Below are 15,397 nucleotides of genomic sequence, written 5' to 3'. Positions count from 1 at the left end.
GGGGCCCTTAGCCTTCAGGGGCCATGAGGGGAAGTCAGATGCGGCGATCGCCTCCGCGCACGAACAGCAGGCCGACGAAGCCGACAGTCAGCAGGATGATGATCATGGCGAAGCCGCCCTGCTGGCTGTGGAAGATATTGGTGCCCAGATTGACCAGAAACGAGCCCAGCCAGATCGTCGCCGTCCCCGACAGCGCATAGACCCCGAAGAAGGCCCCGGTCTGCTCCGGCGGGGTCAGCCGCACCAGCAGGGTGCGGCTCGAGGCGTAGTGGGCGGTGATGAAGATGGCGTTGGAGAAGCCGATCAGCAGATAGATCCACTCCGGCAGGCTGCGGAAGAACGGCCCGTTCCACATGGGCGCGTGGGCGGCCGGGTCATAGGCCCAGAAATAGAGGATCTGCTCGGGCCCCATGCCGATGATGGCGATGGTGCCGATCAGCGACATGAAGATCTCCACCTGCACCGCCCGGCGCGGCCCCAGCCCCGCGTCCAGCCAGCGCCCGACGAAGCCGCCCAGCACCGCCAGCACGGTGAGGATGATGCCGTACATCAGCATCTCCAGCGCGCCCCAGCCCATCACCCCGCTGGCATAGATGCCGCCATAGATCAGGATGGCGGTCATGCCGTCGACATAGAACATCCGGCTGATCAGGAAGATGGCCGCGTCCTTGTAGTGTTTCATCCCCGAGACCATCCGCCAGAGGTCGCGGGCGCCCTCCGCCAGGGCGCGGAGCACCGGGACGCCGGTCGGCTTGGCGTCGGGGGTGAACAGGAACAGCGGGATCGCCCCGATCATGAAGGTGATCGCCGCCATGGGCCCGACGATGCGCTCGGGCTCGTGCAGCAGCGGGTCCAGCCCGAACAGCGGCCTCTCGGGCACGAAGGGCAGGCCGCTGCCCGGCAGGGCGAAGGCCCAGGCCGTGAAGCCGAGGGTCAGCAGGGCGAAGGCGTTGCCCAGCGCCAGCGCCAGGCCGGACGCCTTGTGCGCCGCCGAGATCCCCGCCGCCCGCACCAGCAGCGAGTTATGCAGCACCTCCGAGTAGGTATAGAGCACCCCCACCAGGGTGGTCAGGATCATCACGGTGAGCACCGAGATCCCCGAGCCATCGGGCTTGGCCCACCAGAGCGCCCACATCATCGGGATCATCAGGATCGTGACCAGGGCCAGCCAGGTCTTGCGCCGCCCCAGCTTGTCGATGGACGCGCCCAGGAACGGCGCCGTGGCCATGATGAACCAGCCGGAATACTGGCTCCACCGCGAGATGATCTCCTGGCCCCGCACCGGGTCGCCGACCATGACGGCGGCCACATAGGGCATGAAGATGTAGATGGTGATGAGGATCACATAGGGGATCCGCGCCCCCTCGAAGACCGCCCACGCCGCCGCCCCCCGCGACAGCTTGCCGTCCCCCATCAGCTCGGCCTCGATCGGAATGTCGGCGATGGACCCGGGTCCGCTGGCTTCGACGACGGTGGTCATGGTGTTCCCCTCGACCGCTCGTGCCGGCGGCGTTCGAAGGCAAGGTACGCATTCGCGGCGCGATGGGGAGTCGGAAAGTCACCTCCTCCTCCGCTCATCCCGGCGAAGGCCGGGACCCAGATACATCCGGGGCACTTGGTGGGTTTCACCTGGGTCCCGGCCTTCGCCGGGATGAGCGGCGAAAGGGTCAGCCCAGCTTCCCGTCGCACGCCGCCAGCGCCGCCTTGGCGTCGGCCGCGAATCCCTGGGCCGCCAGCGCCTCGCACAGCGCCGTCAAGCACAGCCGCACGTGCCAGGGCGTCGCCGAGGCGCCCATCAGCCCGATGCGCCAGACCTTGCCCTTCAGCGGACCCAGCCCCGCCCCCAGCTCCAGGTCCCATTTCGCCAGGACATAGGACCGCACCGCCGCCTCATCGATCCCGTCCGGCACGATGACCGCATTGAGCTGCGGCAGCCGGTGCGGCTCATCCACCAAATACCGCAGCCCGGCCGCCTCGATCCCGGCCGCCAGGGCCTCGTAGGTTCGCGCGTGGCGCACCAGCACCGCCTGCTGGCCCTCCTCGAACAGCGCCACCAGGCTCTCGTGCAGGCCGTAGAGGGCGTTGATCGGCGCGGTGTGGTGATAGGTCCGGCCGCCCTCGCCGCCCCAGTAGCTCATCAGCAGGTTGAAGTCGCAGAGCCAGTTGCGGACCTTGGTGGTCCGCGCCGCGATCGCCGCCTGGGCGCGCGGCGACAGGCAGATCGGCGACAGCCCCGGAGGCGCCGACAGGCACTTCTGGGTCCCCGAATAGACCACATCGGCGTCCCAGGCCGCGGCGTCCACCACGATGCCGCCCAGCGAGGTCACGCAGTCGACGATGGAGAGCGCGCCGTACTTCCGCGCCAGGGCGCAGAGACTGGCCGCGTCCGACCGCGCCCCGGTGGAGGTCTCGGCATGGACGAAGGCCAGGACCTTCACCTTTCCCGCCGCCTTCAGGGCCTCTTCCACGGCCGCCGGATCCACCGGCTTGCCCCACTCGAACTCGACCTTCACCACCTCGGCCCCGGCCCGGTCGGCCATGTCGACCATGCGGCCGCCGAAGGCGCCGTTGACGGCGACGACCGCCCGGTCGCCCGGCTCCAGCAGGTTCATGATCGCCGCTTCCATCCCCGCCGTCCCCGGCGCCGGCAGCGGCACGCAGGCATAGCCGGGCGCGTTGAACAGCCGCGACAGCGCGCCCTTGATCTCCTCCATCAGCTCCTGGAACGCCGGGTCCAGGTGGCCGATGGTCGGACGGCCGAGCGCCGCCAGCACGCGGGGGCTGACGTCGGAAGGGCCCGGGCCCATCAGGATGCGCCGCGGCGGCTGGAAGCTCTGCATGATGGTCCCCTTCTCGTTGCGGGGACGATTAGGGGAAGCGACCGGCCTTGTCAGCCGAAGACCGATAGATGCTCCCCTCCTGGGGCGAGGGAACTGGATCGGCGAAGCCGGAATAGTTGGACACAAAGACCACAAAGGACACGAAGGGTCAGCGCTGTCTCTTCGTGTCCTTTGTGGTCTTTGTGTCCCATCTTCTGGACGGCTTCGCCGAAAGCGCGCCAACCGCCGCCCAAAAGGGCTGGATCTCGAAGCCGAGCCTACCCGAGAATCCGCGCCTCGATCCTGGCGCGCAGTTCGGCGTCGACCCCCAGCACCTCTTCCAGGTAGCGGTCCACCGAGCCGTGGGTCTCGTCGATCACCGCGAGCGCCTCGGCCAGATAGGCCTCGTCGACACTGACCGCCCGCCGCAACCCCGCATCGTCCACGCTGTGCCCGGTGAGGTCCTTGATCCACGGTCCCAGGAAGCCGGTCTTCCGCGCCATCCGCGCCTCGTCATTGGTGGCGAGGTAGTCGGCCAGGGTGTCGTCGCGATGGACGCCTGCGATGTGGTGGGTGAAGGCGCAGATCAGCCCCGTGCGGTCCTTGCCCGCCGCGCAGTGGACGACGAGCGCCCCGTCGGTCTCCGCCAGGGCCTGGAAGTAGCGGGCGTACAGATCCACGTGCCGCGGCTCGTGCGGCGCGCGGCGGTAATAGGTCAGGCTGTCATTATAGAACCAGGCCGCGTCGATGCTGTCGGCCTGGGCCATGGCCTCCTGCCAGTCGGCATAGGTGCCGTCGATGTCGTTCTCGATCACCGTGCCGGAGAACCCCTCCCAGCGCCGCGACACCTCGCGCTCGCGCTCACGGCGCCGCCGCAGGTCGACGATCACCTCCACGCCGAGGTCGCGCAGCTTGGCCAGGTCCTCGTCGGTGGCGTAGGCGTGGTTGGCCGACCGGAACAGCCGCCCGGCCTTCAGCCCCCGGCCGCAGGCGGTGGCGTAACCCCCGAAGTCGCGGAAGTTCTCGATGCCTTCGAAGTCGATGTGCTTGGGCGTCATGCGGGTGGATTTAGCGAAATCGAGCCCGGATTGCGAGAGGGTCGTTCGTGTTTTGATCTTGGATCAGAGGGACGAGGCCGCCGACTGCACGACCGAGAGTTTGTATCGTACTCCCCCACCTACTGAGGCGGCGGGGCGTTAAATGAGCTTGCTTTCGCGCGGGAGTCCTTGCCTGAGAGCCGCCACCCAGCGCACTCGCGAGCTAGGCCCGACACTCCTTCTCCCCTTGCGGGAGAAGGTGGCCCCGCGAGAGCGGGGTCGGATGAGGGGTCGAAAGCCCTATCCGGTTGGTGGCGGCGCAGCCGCGAATGCCCGAAGACAGAGGAACCACAAAGGACACCAAGGACACCAAGGACACCAAGGAGCACCAAGAGTCCGCGTCAGGGCCTCGCGCCATCCGCGTCCTCACGAACTTCGTGGTCCTTCGTGTCCTTGGTGTCCTTCGTGGTTCAATTCGGCTTCGCCGATCCAGCCGGAGGGTTCTGAGAGACCCCTCATCCGACCGCTCTCCGAGCGGCCACCTTCTCCCGCAAGGGGAGAAGGAACGCCGCTACCCCGACGCCACCATGGCCTGCAGCTCGGCGATGAACCCCTCGTCTCCATCCACGTCCAGAACCCCGCACAGGTGCATGGCCAGCCCCCCCTGCAGTAGGATGATGGTCTTCATCACCGCCCGGCGGTTCTCCGCCGAGCTGCGGTCGGGGCGGCCGAAGATCCGCAGCGCCTCGGTGATGCCGAGGTGAACCGCGGCCTGCAAAGCGGGCTTCAGCTTCATGGTCGCGTGGGGCCGGCTGCGCATCAGCCGGTAGAGATTGGGGTTGGCCAGGGCGAAGCCGAGATAGGCGGCCACATAGCCCGCCGGGTCGGCCGCGGCCTTCAGCGGCTGGGCGAGCTGGACGTAGCCCCGCTCGGCCACGGCGTCGAGCAGGGCCTCGCGGTCCTCGAAATGGTTGTAGAGCGAGCGGTGGGCGACCCCGACCCGCTCGGCCACCTTGCGCAGGCTGAGCGCCTCGTGGCCGCCCGCGACCACCAGGTCATAGGCGGCCTGGGCGGCCTCCGCGCGCAGGGCGCCATGGTGATAGGTGTCGCGCGCCGGGCGGGGACTCATGGCCTCCTTATAGGCGGGGCCGCCCGTTCGGTCAGCGCTTGTCGATCAGCAAGGTCGAGGAGCCGTAGGCGTAGAGCTTGCCGGCCTTGTCGGTGATCCGGGCCTCGGCCACCGCCACCCGGCCGCCGCGATGGACGATGCGGGCCTCGCAGTCCACCGGGCCGGTCTTGGGGGTCATGGCCCGCGAATAGTTGACCTTGAGCTCCAGGGTGGTGTGGCCCTCCCCCGGCTGGATGGTGGTCTGGACCGCGCTCCATAGGGCCGCATCCAGCAGGGTGGCGGCGAACCCGCCGTGGACGATGCCGATGGGGTTGATGTGCTGCTCCCCCGGGCGGCCTTCCAGCACCACCACGCCGTCCTCCGCCGAGACCAGGTCGAAGTCCATCAGGGCCGCGATCGGCGTGCGCCGCCGGTGCTCCGCCGCCAGGCTGTGGCGCAGGGCCTCCAGGCCGGTCATGCCGGACGGGCGCTGGTCCTGCGGACCGACATCCCAGGTGATCGTGTGGCTCTTGGTCTCGCGAAGGGCGGTGGGCATCGAGGCCTCCAAATGAATATATCCAATGGATGCATCTTCACCCGCCGAAGCCGCTTGGCAAGTATGACGTCGCGTCACCGGAACGGCGGCTCGTCGAAGCTGCGCAGCTTGCGCGAGTGGAGCCGGGGGCCTTCCTTGCGCAGCAGGTCCATGGTGGCGATGCCGATCTGCAGGTGCTGGCCGATGGCGCGCTCATAGAAGGCGTTGGCCTGGCCGGGCAGCTTGATCTCCCCGTGCAGGGGCTTGTCCGACACGCAGAGCAGGGTCCCATAGGGCACCCGGAAGCGGTAGCCCTGGGCGGCGATGGTGGCGCTCTCCATGTCGATGGCCACGGCGCGGGACTGGTTGAAGCGCAGGGAGCTGGAGGAGAAGCGGAGCTCCCAGTTGCGGTCGTCGGTGGTGACCACGGTGCCGGTGCGCAGGCGGCGCTTCAGCATCTCGCCGGACTCGCCGGTCACCGCCTCGGCCGCCCGGCCCAGCGCCACCTGCACCTCGGCGATGGGCGGGATCGGGATTTCCGGCGGCAGGACGTCGTCCAGCACGTGGTCGTCGCGCAGATAGGCGTGGGCCAGGACATAGTCGCCGATGGTCTGCGACCCGCGCAGGCCGCCGCAGTGGCCGATCATGATCCAGGCCTGGGGCCGCATCACCGCCAGGTGGTCGGTGACCGTCTTGGCGTTGGAGGGGCCGACCCCGATATTGACCAGGGTGACGCCGGTCCGGCCCTCGGCCATCAGGTGGTAGGCCGGCATCTGGTGGCGCCGCCAGGGGCCGTCGGCGATGACCTGTTCGGGGTTCTCGGTGTCGGCCGTGACCATCACCTGGCCCGAGGCCGAGAGCGCCGTATAGGGCCCGCCGGCCTTGAGCTGCGAACAGCCCCAGCGGACGAACTCGTCCACATAGCGGTGGTAGTTGGTGAACAGCACATACTGCTGCACGTGCTCGGCCGGGGTGCCCATGTAGTGGGTCAGCCGCGCCAGGGAGAAGTCGGTGCGCAAGCCGTCGAACAGGGCCAACGGCCGGGCGGGCTCCAGGCTGGCGTTCCACATGCCGTCGGCGATCTCGTCGCCGATATGGGCCAGCTCCGTGGTCGGGAAGTGCCGGGCGATGTCGGCCGAGCCGATGTCGGCCATGGCGATGTCGACCGCCCCGTCCAACACATAGGGGAAGGGCATCTCCTGCTTGGAGCGACCCACCTCGATGGTGACGTTGAAGTCGGTCATCAGCAGGCTGATCTGCTCGATCAGATAGTCGCGATAGAGGTCGGGCCGGGTGACCGTCACCACATAGTCGCCGGGCTGGGACAGCCGGGCATAGGCGCGGCCCAGGCGCGGATGGATCTCGCCGGGCGGCCAGGTCAGGCGAAGTTCGGGATAGGCGAAGGCCCCGCTGGCGCGGACGCCGGGATCCGGCGGCGCTCCGCCGGCCAGGAAAATCTTCAGGGCGGCCCGGAGGGCCTCGACGGTGGCGCGGTATTCGGCGTCCAGCCGCTCGACGATGGCGGCTGCTTCTTTCTCGATGGACATGGGGCAGTTTAGACCGCTCTGGTGACGGTTGCGAGACGTCCCTGCCTCCATTTCGTGGCGCTATGGACGAACGGCCCCATTCTCGGCGACAAAGGCCGGCGCGAACGCCGGGGAGTCCTCATGAATCGTCTTTTCACCGCCTTCATCGTGGCGGCCATGGTGCTCGGCATCGTCGTCGGCTGGGGGGTGAACCAGGGCCTGGATCCGGCCCAGGCCAAGGTGGTCGCCGGCAACCTGACCATCATCACCGACGTCTTCCTGCGCCTGATCAAGATGATCATCGCGCCCCTGGTGTTCTCCACCCTGGTGGCCGGCATCGCCCACATGGAGGACGCCGCCAGCATCGGCCGGGTGGGCGTCAAGACCATGGCCTGGTTCATCAGCGCCTCGATCGTCTCCCTGACCATCGGCCTGGTGATGGTCCACCTGATCGCTCCGGGGGTCGGCATGGACCTGATCGACGAGGCGGCGGGCGTCGCGGGTACGGTGGACGCCACCAAGCTCACCCTGAAGGAGTTCATCACCCACCTGGTGCCGAAATCCATCGTCGAGGCCATGGCCAACAACGAGATCCTGCAGATCGTGGTGTTCTCGATCTTCGTCGGCACCGCCGTCGCCTCGCTCGACGATAGAGCTCCCGCCGTCGTCGTTCTAGTCGATCAGATCGCCAGCATAATGCTCAAGGTGACCGGTTATGTAATGAAGACCGCACCTCTCGCAATATTCGCCGCGCTTGCCGCGACGATTGCTACGCAAGGTCTTGGCGTTCTGGTCGATTACGCGAAGTTCGTGCTGGGGTTCTATGCGTCGCTGGGCGTACTCTGGGCGCTGCTGATCGGGGCGATGCTGCTGGTGGTCGGACCGCGGGCGATGAAGCTGCTGGCGGCGATCCGCGGCCCGGCCCTGCTGGCCTTCGCCACCGCCTCGTCGGAGGCGGCCTATCCGCGGACCCTGGAGGAGCTGCAGAAGTTCGGCATCTCGCGCCGGATCGCCTCCTTCGTCCTGCCGCTAGGCTACTCGTTCAACCTGGACGGCTCGATGATGTACTGCACCTTCGCGGTGCTGTTCATCGCCCAGGCCTACGGCATCGACCTCTCCATCGGCCAGCAGGTCACCATGCTGCTGCTGCTGATGATCACCTCCAAGGGCATGGCCGGCGTCCCCCGCGCCTCGCTGGTGGTCATCGCCGCCACCCTGACCTATTTCGACCTGCCCGAGGCTGGCCTGCTGCTGATCCTCGGCGTCGACCATCTGCTCGACATGGGCCGCTCGGCCACCAACGTCCTGGGCAATTCAGTAGCCAGCGCCGTGGTCGCCAAGTGGGAGAACCAGATCGAGGACCCCGACCCCCCGGAAGCCGAGCACCTTCTCAGCCCCCGTTAACAGTCGGCTAGCTCCACCATGGGATGATCCGCCCCTTCGGCAGGGGATTTCACGGCGATGCAGGACGACGCGGCCGAGCGCATGGCGCGCGAGGAGGTGGCCCGCATCTCCGAGGCCCTGGCCGCCCGCGTCGACGAGCTGGAGGCCGAGCGCGCGCTCACCCTGCTCCTGGCCCGCACCGACGGGCTCACCGGCCTGCTGAACCGAGGCGCCTTCACCGCGGCCCTGATCGACCGGCTGGAGGCCGCCCAGCGATCGGGCGAACGCCTGGCCCTGTTCGTCATCGACCTTGACCGCTTCAAGCACCTCAATGACAGCCTGGGCCACCACGCCGGCGACCAGCTGCTGAACGAGATCGGCCGGCGGCTGAAGGGCGAGGCCAGGCCCGGCGACCTGGTCTGCCGCCTGGGCGGCGACGAGTTCGCGGTGATCGCCTCGGGCGACCAGGTGGCCCGCCGCGCCGCGGCCCTGACCCAGCTGCTCAGCCAGGGCCACACCATCTATGGCCGGACGGTCTCGCCCGGCGCCTCCATCGGCGTGGCGGTCTATCCCGACGACGCCACGGACGCCGTCGACCTGCAGCGCTACGCCGACATGGCCCTCTACCGCGCCAAGAGCGCCGGGGGCCGGCGCTGGTCGGCCTTCGACACCGACCTGCGCCTGGCCGGCGAGGCCCGTCACAGCCTGGAGGCGGAGCTGCGCCGCGCCATCCCGGCCGGCGAGATCGTCCCCTGGTACCAGCCGGTGGTCGACGCCGCCGACAGCCGCATCGTCGCCGTCGAGGTCCTGGCCCGCTGGAACCATCCGGAGAAGGGCCTGCTGGCGCCGGGCGTCTTCGTGCCCCTGGCCGAGGAGCTGGGCCTGATCGCCGACCTCGACGCCGCCATCTTCGCCAGCGCCTGCCAGACCACCGCGCCGTGGGTGGCGCAGGGCCTGATCGACGTGGTCTCCTGCAACGTCTCGCCGCGCGAGCTGCTGGACCCCGGCTTCTCGCGCGACCTGCTGCGCCGGCTGAAGGCCACCGACCTGCCGGCCACGGCGCTGACCGTCGAGATCACCGAGACCTTCCTGGTCCAGGACCTGGGCCTGGCGCGCCGCCACATCGAGCGCCTGGCGTCGAAGGGCGTGCGCATCGCGCTGGACGACTTCGGCACCGGCTATTCCAACCTGCGCGCCCTGCTGCAGCTGCCCATCCATACGGTGAAACTGGACCAGTCGCTGATCGGCGATGTCGGCCGCGATCCCCGGGTCTCCAAGCTGGTCCGCGCCATGCTCGCCGCCGCCAAGTCGCTGGACGCCCGCATCGTCGCCGAGGGGGTGGAGGACGAGGCCCAGGCCCTGTTCCTGCGCGCCGCCGGCTGCGACCGCATGCAGGGCTTCCTGTTCGCCCGCCCCATGCCGGCGGCCGAGGTCGAGGCCCTGATCCGCAAACAAGCCGCCGAGCTCGGCCCCCGCGCCGAGCCGGTCGAAGAGGCCCCCGTCACCGCCCTGCGCGCGCGGCGCTAAATCTTTCCCTCCTCTTTATGGGGAGGGACGGCGGCGAAGCCGCCAGGGTGGGGAAGTCCGGCCGTCTGCGCGGAAGCGTCAGAAAGCCCCGCCCTCGACCCCTTCGGGGTCTGCCCTCCCCACAAGGAGGAGGGAAAAGAGGCGTCGGCGACTAGCTCGCCGTCTCCAGCCGCCGCCGCAACCGCGCATATTCCGCGTCCACCGCCTTGCGCCCCTTGCGCTCGATCTTGGCCGCCGCCACCGCCGCGGCGAAGTCGGGCCGGGTCCGCATCCAGTTGTGCAGAGTGCGCGCGCACGGCATGTCCGCCAGCATGCCGAGGCTTTCGAACGTGCCGCCCTCGGCGCCCCCCTCGCAGATCGCCTCGACCAGATAGTCCGGCGTCCGGCCGCGAGGCCGTCGCCGCGCCGCCCGTACCGACGCGCGCAGCGCGATCCTCAGCACCTCGTCGAACTCCGGCTGCGTCTTGCGCCAGCGCTCCACCACGCTCCGGCACGGCAGGCCCTGGCCGGACTTGAGCATCGCCGCGAAGCCCTCCCCGCGAGCCACCCGCGCGACGATCCGGTCGGCCAGGACGGGATCGAAAGTCCGGAAACCGGCTTCGCCTCGCCGGGCAAGTTCGCGGACCTTCACCTGGTTCAGCCGCCAGACCTCGCCGGCGAACTCCCCCTGGGTCGCCCGCCAATAAGCGTAGACCCGGCGCGAGGGCATGGCCGGGTCGCGCAGGATCGAGACGATCCCCTCCCCCGCCGCCAGACGCCCCAGCAGCGCCCTGGCCTTGGCCTCATCGAAGGCGAGGCTGCGGTCGCCCCTCAGCCGGGCGTTGGCGAGGGCCTGAGCGAAGTTGGGGTCGGCGCGGGTCCAGGCCAGGACGGTCTCATGGGCCGGCATGTCCGGCGGGGCGCAGACCCGCGACAGCTTCGCCCCCGCCGTCACCCGGTCGAGGATCTGCTGGCGGACTTGCGGGTGGGACTGGGCGTAGGCGCGCGCGGGCATGGGGGGAGTGTAGCGCGGAGCGGCGGGAATTTCGGGGACACTATACTAATTTCTCACCCCTCCGCCTTTGACGCCGCCGAGCCAGACGACGCTGTTCAGCCGCTGACGCAGCGCCATTGGCTGCATCCTTCCGGCGCGTATGGGTCCCGGTCTTCGCCTGCGCCGAAACCGGGATGATGAGCGGGGGTGGTAGGCAATTAAGTATAGTGTCCCCGAAATTCCCCCCCGAAATTCCCGCGTCCGTTTGCCATGATATTAAATGCCGCAAAACCGTCCAATGACGACCGAATATCCTGCGAAATTGGTCATGACGCTTGTTTTCGAGCGATACACAGCGATTTCGCGCCGCAAATTGACATGATGAAGCGGTAGGCATCGTCGGACCTAAGCTGCGCCGGCACGGATCGCAGAAAACTGGAGGCTTCATGAAACTCAAGGCAAGCGCGATCGGCGCGTTGATGGCGTCCGCCGCCTGGCTGGGTCTTGGGCTAGGTCCCGCCGTCGCGCAGACCGCGACCCTGTTGCCCGTGCGCACGGCGCCGGCGGAGGGCCGCGTGCTGTTCACCCTGCCGGCTCCGGACGCCCAGGGCGTCGCCGGTCGCTTCCTCTATGCCAGTTCGGTTCGCCAGGGCCTTGGCTCGGCCGATCTCACGATCGATCGCGGCATGGTGCGCAGCCAGCAGATCCTCGCCTTCCGCCGCATCGGCAAGAAGGTGGTGGTCGTCTTCGAGAACCACGAGTTCCGTGCGACCGGCGACGCCGATGTCGTGAAGGGCGGGGTGGAGAGCTTCCCGACCAGCGTCATCGCGATGCTGGACGTCGTCTCCACCGATGCGGCAGGCGACCTCGTTGTCGATATCTCGCCGTTCGTCACCCGTGACGTGATCGGAATAGCCGATGTGCTGAACGGCGGCGGGGGCCTTACCGGCGGCAGCAACGCCGGCGCCGGCAAGGGCTTCCGCCTGGTCGATGCGCTCAGCACCGTCGATCCGGCCTCGCTCAAGGCCTTCCCGGACAATATCGAGGTCGATGCGCTGCAGACCTTCGCGTCGGACCAGCCTGGCCGCGAGGTGAGCAATATCGCACCCGATCCGCGGCAGGTGAGCTTCATCGTCCACCACAGCTTCATCCGCCTGCCCGGCCCCGGCTTCGTGCCGCGGAAGTACGATCAGCGCTCGGGCGCGTCAGGCAATCTCCACTACGATTACGGCGCACCGCTGGGGGAGGATGTCGCCCAGATCGTCGCCAACCGTTTCCGCCTCGAGAAGGTCGATCCCGCGGCGACGCGCTCGAGGGTGAAGAAGCCGATCATCTTCTATATCGACACCGCCGCCCCCGAACCCGTCCGCACCGCGCTGATGGAAGGCGTCAATTACTGGAGGGCCGCGTTCGACAAGGCCGGCTACATCGATGCCTTCGAGGCCAAGATGCTCCCGCCCGGCGCCGATCCGCTCGATGTCCGCTACAACATGGTCAACTGGACCAACCGGCTGACGCGCGGCTGGTCCTATGGCGGCGGCATCGTCGATCCGCGGACCGGCGAGATCGTGAAGGGCAATGTCGTGATCGGCGCGCTTCGGGTGCGGCAGGACATGATCCTGTTCCAGGGCCTGGTCGGCACGGCGCAGGAGAATACGGGCGCCGCCAACGATCCGGTTCGCGTGAGCCTCGCGCGCATCCGCCAGCTCGGCGCGCACGAGGTGGGCCATGCGCTCGGCTTCCAGCACAATTTCATCGGCTCGACCGAGGATCGCACCTCGGTGATGGAATATCCCGGCCCGCGCGTGAAGCTCGTGGACGGCAAGATCGACCTGTCGGACGCCTACAAGGAGAGCGGCGGCGCGTGGGACGATTTCACGGTCGACTGGCTCTATTCGGCGCCGCCTCCCGGCGTCGATGCGAACAAATGGGCCTGGGACAAGGCGCAGGCGGTCCAGGGCAAGGTCCGCTATGTGATCGACGGCAGCCGCGGGCCTGAGGGCGTCAGCCCCTATTCGAGCATGTGGGACGATGGCCCCGATCCCACCGCGTCGCTCAAGCAGATCATGGCGGTTCGCCGTGTCGCGCTCACCAATTTCGGCCCCGGCGTGCTGCATGCGGGCGAGCCGATGGCGAACCTCCAGCGCGTCTTCGTGCCGGTCTGGCTGCTCCATCGCTACAGCGTCTTTTCGGCCGCCAAGGCGATCGGCGGGATCGACTATGACTATCTCGTCGTCGGCGACGGCCGCGATTTCGCCAAGCCCGCGCCCGCCGCGATGCAGGCCGCGGCGCTCGATGCGCTGCTGGAGACGCTCTCCGCCAAGGAGCTGAGCGTCCCCGACCGGCTGGTCATGCCGCTCTCCTCGGCCGCCACCGGCCCGCGCAACGCGCAGTTCAGCCAGGAAGTGCTCAAGACCGCCGCCTACACCGCCTTCGATCCGCTGGTCGCCGCCGACGTCGCCGCGCAGATCACGCTGGATGCGCTGCTCGATACGACGCGCCTGATCCGCGTGTACGAGCAGCATCGCCGCGATCCCTCGCTGCCGGGGCTGGACATGCTGCTGGATCGCCTCACGGCCGCGACCGTCGATCAACGCGGGGACGCGGTCGCACGCCGCGTCGCCTATCGCACCCTGATCACGATGGCGCGCGTCGCCCGCGATCCGGAAAGCTCGCCGGATGTCGTGGCGATCGTCAATGACCGGCTGCGGACCATCGCGGCCCGTCTCGCCAAGGGTGGCGCTGGCGAGGACGGCGCCTGGAGCCGGAGCGTCGCCAGGCTGCTGACCGACGAGGACATGCTTGCTCGCGAATTCGCCAAGCGGCAGGTCGCCCCCGCTATCCCGCCCGGAATGCCCATCGGCAGCCCCGACTCGGACTGGATGGGGGAATGAGGGGACACGACACCTATTTCCCTATCGCCCGCCGCTGGGCCAGGGCTCGGAAATAGGGCCCCGTCGCGCCGGGAATTTCGGGGACACTGGAATTTCGGGGACACTATACTAAATTCGCTCCCCTCCGCCTTTGAGGCCGCCAAGCCAGACGCCGCCGCTCGGCCGCTGACGCAGCGCCATTGGCTGCATCCCTCAGGCGCGTATGGGTCCTGGTCTTCGGCTGCGCCGAAACCGGGATGACGATCGGGGGGTGGTGTGGGGACATTCCGTGACGCTTGACCGCACCGTCCCTCAGGCGAACCCTGCGCCGCGCGGGGACCCCATGACCAACCCCGCTCGACGCTTCGGACTCCCGCGACGGGCGAGATTGAGATGACCGCAATTAAGTATAGTGTCCCCGAAATCCGAATGGATGAGCGCATGATCCGGATAGCGCAGCTGGCGCTTCTGCTCGCGGCGGCCGGCGTCGCCGGCTGCACGGCGCTCGACCGGCACCCCTCCCATCCCGTTCGATCCGAAGCCGAGGCCATCGAGATCGCCAAGCGAATGCTGAAGGACGTGCCGGTCGGCCCCAACCCACGATACGAGGCGACCAACGACGGCACGGTCTGGGTCGTCATCCCGCGACCCCAGCCGGCAGGCGGCCCAGGCTATGCGGTGATGATCGACCCCGAGACAGGCAAGGCGAGCGTCGGCGCATACCAGACCGCAACGATCGACGAGAAGCTCTAGCGGCGCCGCGCGCGCTCGTCGCGATCAGGTGCGTATGGGTCCCGGTCTTCGGCTGCGCCGAAACCGGGATGACGAGCGGGGGTGTGTGGGGCATTGCGTGACGCTTGACCGCGCCGCCCCTCCGGCGAAACCTGGTCCGCGCGGGGGCCCATGACCAACCCATTCCACGACCCTGACACCCTGGCCTTCTACGACCGCGAGGCCGTGGCCTATGCCAACCGGCGGACGACGGTGTCGCGGGCCTTGTTCGACTTCCTGGCGCGGGTGGCGCCCGGCGGGCGGATCCTGGAGCTGGGCTGCGGCGGCGGGCAGGACGCGGCGGCCATGCTGGCGGAGGGGTTCGAGGTCGACGCCACCGACGGGTCGCCGGGGCTGGCGGCGCAGGCCGAGCGGCGGATCGGGCGGCCGGTGCGGGTGATGCTGTTCGAGGAGCTGGAGGCGCAGGACGCCTATGACGCGGTCTGGGCCAATGCCAGCCTGCTGCACGTGCCGCTGGCGGGGCTGGCGGCGATTCTGGCGCGGGTGCGCCGCGCGCTGAAGCCGGGCGGGACCTTCTATGCGGGCTACAAGGCCGGCGACGGCGACGGGCGCGACGCGCTGGGGCGGTTCTTCAACTTCCCCACCGAGCCGGCCTTGCGCGCGGCCTATGAGGCGGCCGGGCCGTGGGGCGAGCTGGAGGTGCGCAGCGGGCCGGGCGGCGGCTATGACCGCGAGCCGCGGCTGTGGCTGCACATGATCGCGACGCGGTAGGGCGCGGCGCCGAATGCCGGCCCGGTCGCGCCACGCGGCGCGTCCCGAGCCGGCTCGGTCGAACGTCTCTGCCGAGGGGCCGACGCTTCAGACCTTGGGCGGGATCCCTCCAG

The 15,397-nt window shown here is 68.9% G+C and carries 12 protein-coding genes; 5 read left to right on the top strand and 7 right to left on the bottom strand.

The window, feature by feature from the left end:
- Positions 1-34 precede the first annotated feature (34 nt).
- The 6 genes from V6M51_RS18920 to V6M51_RS18895 form a co-directional block, all read right to left on the bottom strand.
- Positions 35-1,480 (bottom strand): MFS transporter, encoded by a 1,446-nt coding sequence (locus V6M51_RS18920; protein WP_332769680.1) that lies wholly within the window; start codon positions 1,478-1,480, stop codon positions 35-37.
- Positions 1,481-1,667: 187 nt separating this feature from the next.
- Positions 1,668-2,840 (bottom strand): pyridoxal-phosphate-dependent aminotransferase family protein, encoded by a 1,173-nt coding sequence (locus tag V6M51_RS18915; protein WP_332769678.1) that lies wholly within the window; start codon positions 2,838-2,840, stop codon positions 1,668-1,670.
- Between the two features lie 257 nt (positions 2,841-3,097).
- Positions 3,098-3,877 carry a tyrosine-protein phosphatase gene (locus V6M51_RS18910; protein ID WP_332769676.1) on the bottom strand — a complete coding sequence of 260 codons (780 nt, stop codon included), beginning with the start codon at positions 3,875-3,877 and terminating at the stop codon, positions 3,098-3,100.
- A 550-nt stretch (positions 3,878-4,427) separates the two neighbouring features.
- Entirely contained in the window at positions 4,428-4,985 is a 558-nt protein-coding gene (locus V6M51_RS18905) for a TetR/AcrR family transcriptional regulator (protein ID WP_332769674.1), read from the bottom strand.
- A 31-nt stretch (positions 4,986-5,016) separates the two neighbouring features.
- Positions 5,017-5,520, bottom strand: coding sequence for a PaaI family thioesterase (locus V6M51_RS18900; RefSeq protein ID WP_332769672.1), 504 nt, complete (start codon positions 5,518-5,520; stop codon positions 5,017-5,019).
- Positions 5,521-5,594: 74 nt separating this feature from the next.
- Complete coding sequence (locus V6M51_RS18895) at positions 5,595-7,046, bottom strand: AMP nucleosidase (protein WP_332769670.1); 1,452 nt, start codon at positions 7,044-7,046, stop codon at positions 5,595-5,597.
- A 120-nt stretch (positions 7,047-7,166) separates the two neighbouring features.
- Between V6M51_RS18895 and V6M51_RS18890 the strand changes: the two genes are divergently transcribed.
- Together V6M51_RS18890 and V6M51_RS18885 are read left to right on the top strand one after the other, a co-directional pair.
- Positions 7,167-8,429: a dicarboxylate/amino acid:cation symporter gene (locus V6M51_RS18890; RefSeq protein ID WP_332769668.1), complete on the top strand. Its 1,263-nt coding sequence runs from the start codon at positions 7,167-7,169 to the stop codon at positions 8,427-8,429.
- Positions 8,430-8,486: 57 nt separating this feature from the next.
- Positions 8,487-9,935, top strand: a complete 1,449-nt coding sequence (locus V6M51_RS18885) for a putative bifunctional diguanylate cyclase/phosphodiesterase (RefSeq protein WP_332769666.1) — start codon at positions 8,487-8,489, stop codon at positions 9,933-9,935.
- Between the two features lie 151 nt (positions 9,936-10,086).
- On the opposite strand, the gene V6M51_RS18880 is transcribed toward V6M51_RS18885, so the two are convergent.
- Positions 10,087-10,929: a hypothetical protein gene (locus V6M51_RS18880; RefSeq protein ID WP_332769664.1), complete on the bottom strand. Its 843-nt coding sequence runs from the start codon at positions 10,927-10,929 to the stop codon at positions 10,087-10,089.
- Positions 10,930-11,354: 425 nt separating this feature from the next.
- Here V6M51_RS18880 and V6M51_RS18875 point away from each other — a divergent pair, with 425 nt between their 5' ends.
- The 3 genes from V6M51_RS18875 (at position 11,355) to V6M51_RS18865 (ending at position 15,284) form a co-directional block, all read left to right on the top strand.
- Positions 11,355-13,802, top strand: coding sequence for a zinc-dependent metalloprotease (locus V6M51_RS18875; protein ID WP_332769662.1), 2,448 nt, complete (start codon positions 11,355-11,357; stop codon positions 13,800-13,802).
- A gap of 420 nt (positions 13,803-14,222) precedes the next feature.
- Positions 14,223-14,534, top strand: a complete 312-nt coding sequence (locus V6M51_RS18870) for a hypothetical protein (protein WP_332769660.1) — start codon at positions 14,223-14,225, stop codon at positions 14,532-14,534.
- Positions 14,535-14,684: 150 nt separating this feature from the next.
- Positions 14,685-15,284: a class I SAM-dependent methyltransferase gene (locus tag V6M51_RS18865; protein WP_332769658.1), complete on the top strand. Its 600-nt coding sequence runs from the start codon at positions 14,685-14,687 to the stop codon at positions 15,282-15,284.
- Positions 15,285-15,397: the final 113 nt, after the last annotated feature.

This window comes from Phenylobacterium sp. (assembly GCF_036677185.1).
Classification (GTDB): Bacteria; Pseudomonadota; Alphaproteobacteria; order Caulobacterales; family Caulobacteraceae; genus Phenylobacterium.
The sequence above is the reverse complement of the archived record's forward strand: the minus strand, read 5'-3'. Positions and strand labels throughout refer to the sequence as shown.